Origin of the sequence: Kitasatospora sp. NPDC059571, assembly GCF_042735675.1 — a bacterium.
Classification (GTDB): Bacteria; Actinomycetota; Actinomycetes; order Streptomycetales; family Streptomycetaceae; genus Kitasatospora.
This window is the reverse complement of the sequence record NZ_JBHWBW010000347.1, coordinates 1-7,265: the sequence shown is the minus strand read 5'-3', so window position 1 is coordinate 7,265 and position 7,265 is coordinate 1. Positions and strand designations below refer to the sequence as shown.

The window sequence follows — 7,265 nt, the reverse complement described above, 5'->3', positions numbered from 1 at the left end:
GGGGGGGGCGGCCACCCGCGCCGCGGCCCGGCGCCGGCGGAACCCGGCGTCCAGGCCGCGCAGTTCGTCCTTGGCCACCGCGGCGTCCGTGACCTTCACGCCGATCAGCCGGCGGTCCTCGGCGGGCAGGAAGCTCCGCTCCCAGGAGTCGATCCGCGGCAGGCCGGCCACCACCAGCGCCGCCATGGTGGTGCTGACCCCGGTGAGACGGGCGAACTCCTCGGCGGCCTCGGGGAACCACGGCGCCGGACCGCGCTCGGCGGCCGTCGCGAGCAGCCGCGCCGCCCGGTCGTCCGACGGCCCGCGCAGCGGCTCCGAGGAGAGCACCGTGTACGGCGCGGGCACCGCGAACAGACCCTCCGGGTCGTGGTGGAGCACCGTCGACTCGGTGTCCCCGTTCGCGGCCGTGTCGGTGTCGGCGAAGAGCAGGAACGCCCCGCCGCCCAGCGCGACCAGCGCGTTCCGCTGCCCGTACCGGACACTGCCGTCCGCGGCGGCCAGGTGACGGGCCGCCAGGTGCAGCCGGGCCCGGCGCCAGTGGGCGACGCCCCCGGCCGAGGCCAGTCCGACCGCGTCGAGCCCGCGCACCAGGTGCGCGAGCGCCTCGCGCTCCTCGGCCGTGCCGAGCGGGGAGGCCGCCCGCAGCGCAGCGGGCACCGCGATCTCGCCCAGCGCCGTCCAGGGCATCCGCTCGTACGGCAGGTCCGCGCCGTCCACGTGCAGCGTGCCGGGCGCGGCCGGCTCCCGGTCCGGCGCACAGGCCGCCGCGAGGAACTCCAACTGGCCTGACACGTAACGGTTCCGGTCGCTGCCGTACCAGGAGGTGAGGGTGCCGAGGCCGTTCAGGCCGCGGTGCAGCACCCCGTCGGCCGGGCCGGTCGGCTCGGCGGGCTCGCCGACGCCCGCGAGCCGGTCGGCCAGCCGCTTCGCCGCGGCGTCCAGGTTGCGCTGCTGCTCGGCGGCGAACCGCACCACGCCGGCGACACCGGCCGCCAGCGCGGCATCGGTCACCTCCGGCAGCAGCGCGCGGACGGCGGCGGTCAGCTCCTCGCGCTGCTCCCCGGTCAGCGCACAGGCCGCCTTCACCAGTGCGGCGGCCGCCGCGTCGTCGATCCGGCGCAGCGCCGCGGAGCCCTGCGGGTCGCGCGGCTGCAGGAAGTGCCAGTAGCGCATCGGCGGCAGGATCAGGGTGCCCTCGGCGAAGGAGCCGGGGGCGTCGTCGGTGCGGGCGGTCGCCAGCGTGGTGCCGTCCTGGCCGACCAGTCGGACCCGGTAGTTGTCCGGGACGACGGCCTGCGGCCGGTCGGCGCCGGGGAAGACCACCAGCCGGCCCGGCACGCCCGCCCCGTGCGGCAGGGTGACGGAGCGTCCGGCGGCGTCCTCGCCGCGGACCGAGCCGTCCGGCAGGTCGACGGTGCGCCAGCCGAGCACCCCGCCGACGGGGGCGGCGCACGGGCCGGGCTCCGCGGCGCCGGCGGGGAGCACCCAGCCGGACCGCAGGGTGCTCCCCGCGGGGGCGCCGTGCAGCGCGTCGCCGAGGAAGCCGGGCAGGGAGGCGCGCCCCACCGCGCCGGTGGCCGGGTCGTACTCGTGCCAGCGCGAGGGCTGGTCGGAGTCGGCCCGGTGCAGGACCCAGAACGAGGTGCCGTCACCGATCACCCGGCGGTCGGTCGGGAACGCGGTGTCGCCGACGTGGACGACGCCGTCGCCGGTGGTCCGGCCGCCGCCGGGCAGCGGCAGGCTGTGGGTGCGCATCGCGCCGAGCCAGGTCATCCGGGTGCCGCGGGCGCGCGTCCCCTCGGGCGTGGTGAAGACCCGGTCGGCGGCGGTGTGCCAGTACCCGGTGATCCGGTTGTTGTTGGCCCGGGACGGCCACAGCACCAGCAGCGAGTCGTCGACGTGGTGGAAGCCGGGGTCGGAGTTGCTGTCGCCGGCCGGGATCCGCAGATCGTGGGTGAGCAGGGTGCCCTCGCCGCCGATGACCCGGGCCTGGCTCGGGCCGGCGACCACCAGGTGCGGCCAGGCGTCCGCGACGACGATGTCGTCGACGTCCTTGCGCGGGACGAGCGAGGCGACCGCCTCCTCCCAGGCGGGCCAGCCGAGTTCGTCGAGGAGACCGTCGCGCAGGGTGCGGGCGAGCACCGCCGACACGTCGTTGCCGATGGCCTCCCGGACCTCGTCCTCGGCGAGCGCCAGGACCTCGCCGGGCAGCCAGCTGATCCGGTGCAGGGCGCCCGGCAGGTCCGGCAGGCCGGCCGCGCGGGAGTGCGCCGCGACCCGGGCCGTCCAGGCGGCGAGCATCGGGCGGGCGCCGGGGGAGCGGGCGAGGACGGAGAGGGCGATCAGGCCGTCGTGGTGGTTGCCGATCCGGTCGGTGCCGCGGTCGAACGCCGCCCGGAACCGCGGGTCGGCGGCCAGCGCCAGCAGGTCGCGCCGCTCCTCCTGGTGCGCCCACAGCTCCAGCGCCAGGGTGGTGTTCTCGCCCGGGTCGGCGACCGGCACGCCGAGCGCGAGCAGCTGGTCGAGCAGGTCGACGTCGCCCTCGGTGACGCGGACCGCACCGCCGTCGGCGAGTTCGGCGCGCAGCCGGGCGGCGGCCCGCTCCACCAGCGGGTACAGCGCCGGGATCGGGTCGCGCCGGCGCCAGCCGGAGCCGCGCCAGGCGAGGAACCGCTCGAACCAGCCGGCCGTGCCGTCGGCGGGCCGCGGCGCGTCGGGCCCGGCGTCCTCGCACAGGCCGTCGGCGGCGCCGGAGGCTATCAGCACCTCCAGCCAGACGGCCGGCAGGTCGCCGTCGTCGGCGGTGGGCATCAGGTCGAGCAGCCGGCCGCGGGTGGCGGGCTCGCGCCGGGCGAGGGCGGTCAGCGCGTCCTGGTGGCGCTTCCACCAGCCGCTGCCGGCCCGCAGCGTGGCCGGGAGGGCCAGCAGGTCGGCGAGGTAGGCGCCCTCGGCGGTCTCCGGGTCGGCGCCGGCGGCCCGGGCCATCCGGCGCAGATCGGTGGCCATCTGGGCGGACGGCGGCAGGCCGCCCGCGGTGCGCCGCACGCACAGCGTCCGGAAGCGGGCGAACGCCTCGTCGGCGGGGACCCGGGCGGAGAGCTCCTTGGCGTACGAGGAGAGCACCTTGACCGGCAGCGCGCCGGCCAGCGCGAACTCCAGGAACACCGCGTCCAGCCGCTCCTCGTCCAGCGGCAGGCCGTGCTCGGCCTCGGCGCGGCGGGCCCTGGAGAACAGCTGTGCGGCGTAGGTGGCGTTCTCCGCGCCGAGGAAGACCCGGCCGGCCTGCTCGTAGAAGGTCGGCAGGAAGTGCGGCACGGCCGCGGCCAGCCGGCCGGCGATCTCCTGGTACGCCTCCAGGGCGGCCTTCGGCTTGGTGGCGGTCTGGCGGGCGACCCGCTCCAGCTCCGGCATCAGGCCGAGTGCGTGGTGCCCGTCCTCGGGGTGGTGGGCGAGCACCCACTCGGGGAAGCCCAGCGCCTGGCGCAGGCCCAGCCCGACCTCGGCGGGTCCGGCCGCCGGCTCCAGGCCGAGGTAGCCGGCGGCCAGGTCCTCGGCGGCGCCCAGCTCGGCGGCGACCAGGCGCACCACGACCCGGTCGTCGAGCGCCGGGTGGCGGTACGTCCTGGCGGTCAGCGGGACCGCCCGCTCGCTCGCGCCGCGCGTGCCGGGCGGCAGCACCGCACCGGCCCGCAGCAACTCGTCGGCCTGCCGCCCGGTCAGCTCCGCGTCGTCGTACGTCATGCGTCCTTCCCCTTCTCGACGGTGCGGCCGGCGTACAGCGCAGCGGCCATGCGCATTCCCTCCGACCAGGCGACCGGCCCGACGTCGCGCAGCGCGATCGCCCGGCCGTCGGCGTCCTGCCAGCCGAGGCCGCCGGTCTCCGAGTCGCCGTCCCAGTACGGCTCGCCGATCCACACCGCGGCCTCGACCGTGGTGCCGCCGTCGCGGACCCGGCAGGTCGCGTAGCCGCCGGACACCCGGTAGCCGAGCGTCGAGGCCCGGGCCGCCAGGCCGAACCGGGACGGGTAGCGGCCGCCGGCGAACTCCTTCACCTGGGTGGCCTTCTCGGCCAGGTCGGCCGGCTTGTGCCAGACCGCCCGGTGGATCTGGTCGACGCCCTGGACGACGCCCAGCTCGGAGGCGAACTCCCGCAGGTCGTCCAGGTCCTCCAGGAGGACCGGGTGCGGCAGCGTCACCGTCGCGGGCGAGATCCGTACGGTCTCGCCGTCCAGGTCGACCAGCCGGACCTCGCCGTCGGCGGTCACGTCCCGCAGGAAGCCGACCTCGTCCGGCCCGGTGCCGACCACCACCAGGTCGCGCAGCGCCGCCCGCCAGGCCTCGTCGGGCCAGACCCGGACGAGCAGCCCGGTGGGCACCGGCAGCGAGGAGACCATCCAGGCGTCGACCTGCGCCACGCAGGAGGCGGCGTGCCGGTCGAGCCACTCGGTGAACCGGCGCAGCCGGTCGGTCTCCGGGTGCTCCCGGACGGCCTTCGGCAGTGATTTCAGCTGCCGGCCGGCCGACCGCCCGGCGGTCGACCGGGCCGTCACCCGCCCCTCCACGAGGGCCACTTCATAGCCCTCACCCGCTGCCAGCCACCCCATCGGTCCCCACCTCGTACTTGTCCGGTCACGGAAAACGCCGCAGACCGAGGGAAATGCGGACACCTCGGCGCGGTGATGACGGGAACGCTAGCGGCACTCTCGGACAACTGATCCACGCGGGCGGCCCGCACCCGCCGAACGCCGCCGCAGACAGGGCCGGTTCGTACCCGTGGGCGGCCGGTTCCCGGCCGCGGCGGCAACCCGGCCCGGCCGGGTCCGGCGGAGACGGTCCGGACACGGTGGACCGCTCCCGGCGGACCGGTGGAGGTGCCACCGGGCGTCGCCCAGGTGCTGGGGAGCGTCACCGCCAAGGACTACGACACCGACGACCCGGCGCTGATCGAGAAGCGGGTCCTGGACCAGGTCCGCCCGGACGGAGTGATCCTGCTCCACGACATCTACCCGGGCACCGTCCCCGCCGGGCCCGGCATCATCTCCGGCCTCAAGCAGCGCGCCTACACCGTGGTGACGGTCTCCCGGCTCCTCGCGCCGGCCGTGCCCGTCCCCGGTGCGGTCTACCGGCCCTGAGCGCCCGCGCCGCCCTGCCTGCTCCCGCCCCGCCTGCCACCGCCCGCCGCCCCGCGCCACCGGGCCCGGCCCGGCCGTCCGCCGCATGGATGACATCGACGCGCCCTACCGCGCGGACGGCCGCCCGGCCGGGCAGGGTCGGACCTGGGCCCCATCCGTCCCAGGCGCGAGGAGAGCACGGTGGCATCGAGGACCGACCAGGACGCCGCCGCGGGCCGGGGCGGCACCAGTGAGTCGCTCGCCCTGGCGGGCATGCTGTTCGCGGTGTCGATGACCTTCATCGACCAGACCATCGTCTCCATCGCGGCACCCAGCATCATCCGCGAGCTCGGACTCAGCTCCTCCGGCATGCAGTGGGTGGTCAACGCCTACCTGCTCTCGCTGGCCGCCTTCTTCGCCCTCGGCGGCCGGATCGCCGACATCCTCGGGCACCGGCGGATCATGCTGGTCGGCACCCTGGTCTTCGTCGGCGCCTCCGTGATGTGCGGCGCGGTGCCGACCGGCTCCGCGGCCGAGGCCTGGCTGATCGGCTTCCGCGCGGTCCAGGGGTTCGGCGCGGCACTGATGTTCCCGGCCGCGCTGGCGGTCGTCGTCGAGGTGTTCCCGGTGGAGCGCCGCGGCCAGGCGCTGGCACTGTTCTTCGGCGTGGCCGGCGGGCTCACCGCGCTCGGCCCGATCCTCGGCGGGTGGCTGACCAGCTGGACCTGGCGGGCGATCTTCTGGGTGAACGTGCCGGTCGCAGTGATCGCCGTGGTGCTGACGCTGCGCGCCCGGATCCGCAACACCCCCCGGCCCGAGCCGATCGACTGGCCGGGCGCCGTGCTCGTCGCGATCGGCATGGGGCTGAGCGTCCTCGGCCTCCAGCAGGCCTCCGTGTGGGGCTGGGACAGCGCCGCCACCTGGCTGTGCATCATCGGCGGCCTGGTCGTGCTCGTCCTGTTCGTCCTCGCCGAACTGCGCAGCCGGGACCCGCTGATCACCATGCAGGTCTTCAAGGACCGGGCCTTCGCCGTGGACAACGCGGTGCTCTTCTTCTCGATGATGGCCTTCGTCCCGGTCTTCTTCTTCGCCTCGGTCTACGCCCAGGTCGCCCTCGGCTACAACGCCAACCAGGCCGGCCTCTACCTGCTGATCTTCTTCGCCGGGTTCGCCCCCGGCTCACAGGTCGGCGGCCGGATCCTCGACAAGCAGGGCGCCCGCCCGGCCATGGTGCTGGGCACCGCACTCGGCGCCGTCGGCTTCGCGCTCTGGGCGGTGAAGATCACCGACCTCTCGCTCGGCGCCCAGTGGCCGTACATCGTGCTGGCCGGGGCCGGCATCGGCCTGCTGCTCACCCCCGCCTCCACCGACGCCGTCAACCGTGCGATCGGCCGCTCGTACGGGGAGGTCACCGGCATCACCCAGACCGTCCGCAACTACTCCGCCAGCGTCAGCCTCGCCGTCCTCGGCACCGTCCTGCTGCACACCGCCGCCGACCGGATCACCGAGACCCTCCAGGGCCTCGGCCTGCCCGCCGCACTGGCTCGCTCCACCGCCGAGCAGATCACCCACAGCTTCACCGGAACGGCCGCGAGCGGCGCGGGCCGGACCCAGGCCTCCGCCGCCGCACTGGACGCCATCAGGGCCGACTTCGCCGAGGCCAACCGGCCAGTCCTGATCGGCATGGCCGCCGCCCTCGGCGCCGCCTTCCTCTGCGCCCTCCTGCACCCCGGCACCCGCGTCACGGAGGAGAGCGAACGCGCCGCATCCGCCCTCCGGGACGCCTCGGCCGCCCCGGAATGAGCCCTTCGTCGGCCCATGTGTGGGATCGCTTCGGCGGGGCAGGCGCGGGAGTGACCGAAGCCCCCGAGCGGAGGAGGACCACCATGGGTGCGGCCAAGAAGATCGAGCACACCGCCGAAACGGCGAAGGGCAAGGTCAAGGAGGCGGCCGGCAAGACCGTCGGCAACGAGCGCCTGGTGGCCGAGGGCAAGGCCGACCAGGTCAAGGGCGACCTCGCGCAGGCCGGCCAGAAGGCCAAGGACGCCCTCAAGCGCTGACCGTCCGGCCACGCCGCAGGGCCCGCGGCGCGGGGGCGCGCGCGGGGCGGGGGGGGGGGGCTGAGGGGGGGGGGGCGGGGGCCCCGCCCGGGGC

At 76.1% G+C, this 7,265-nt stretch carries 4 protein-coding genes and 1 pseudogene; 3 read left to right on the top strand and 2 right to left on the bottom strand.

Annotation, left to right across the window (positions count from 1 at the left end):
* On the bottom strand, window positions 1-3,741 hold a 3,741-nt coding region (locus ACFV0G_RS28910), incomplete at its 3' end, for a DNA-binding protein (protein ID WP_380554311.1).
* Window positions 3,738-4,604: a DUF4132 domain-containing protein gene (locus ACFV0G_RS28905; protein WP_380554308.1), complete on the bottom strand. Its 867-nt coding sequence runs from the start codon at window positions 4,602-4,604 to the stop codon at window positions 3,738-3,740. The genes ACFV0G_RS28910 and ACFV0G_RS28905, both read right to left, overlap by 4 nt.
* A 276-nt stretch (window positions 4,605-4,880) precedes the next feature.
* On the opposite strand from ACFV0G_RS28905, the pseudogene ACFV0G_RS28900 reads away from it, so the two are divergent.
* The 3 genes and pseudogenes from ACFV0G_RS28900 to ACFV0G_RS28890 all read left to right on the top strand — a co-directional run.
* Window positions 4,881-5,132, top strand: a pseudogene (locus tag ACFV0G_RS28900) (polysaccharide deacetylase family protein); the annotation flags it as partial.
* Between the two features lie 252 nt (window positions 5,133-5,384).
* Window positions 5,385-6,914 carry an MFS transporter gene (locus tag ACFV0G_RS28895; RefSeq protein WP_380554314.1) on the top strand — a complete coding sequence of 510 codons (1,530 nt, stop codon included), beginning with the start codon at window positions 5,385-5,387 and terminating at the stop codon, window positions 6,912-6,914.
* 83 nt (window positions 6,915-6,997) lie between these two features.
* A complete protein-coding gene (locus ACFV0G_RS28890) occupies window positions 6,998-7,171 on the top strand; it encodes a CsbD family protein (protein WP_380554305.1) in 174 nt (57 codons plus the stop codon).
* The last annotated feature ends 94 nt before the right edge of the window (window positions 7,172-7,265 follow it).

What these genes read in the sequence shown, in the direction of transcription:
- ACFV0G_RS28905 (WP_380554308.1), bottom strand. Translation starts at nt 4,604, where the DNA reads ATGGGGTGGCTGGCAGCGGGTGAGGGCTATGAAGTGGCCCTCGTGGAG.
- ACFV0G_RS28895 (WP_380554314.1), top strand. Translation starts at nt 5,385, where the DNA reads ATGCTGTTCGCGGTGTCGATGACCTTCATCGACCAGACCATCGTCTCC.
- ACFV0G_RS28890 (WP_380554305.1), top strand. Translation starts at nt 6,998, where the DNA reads ATGGGTGCGGCCAAGAAGATCGAGCACACCGCCGAAACGGCGAAGGGC.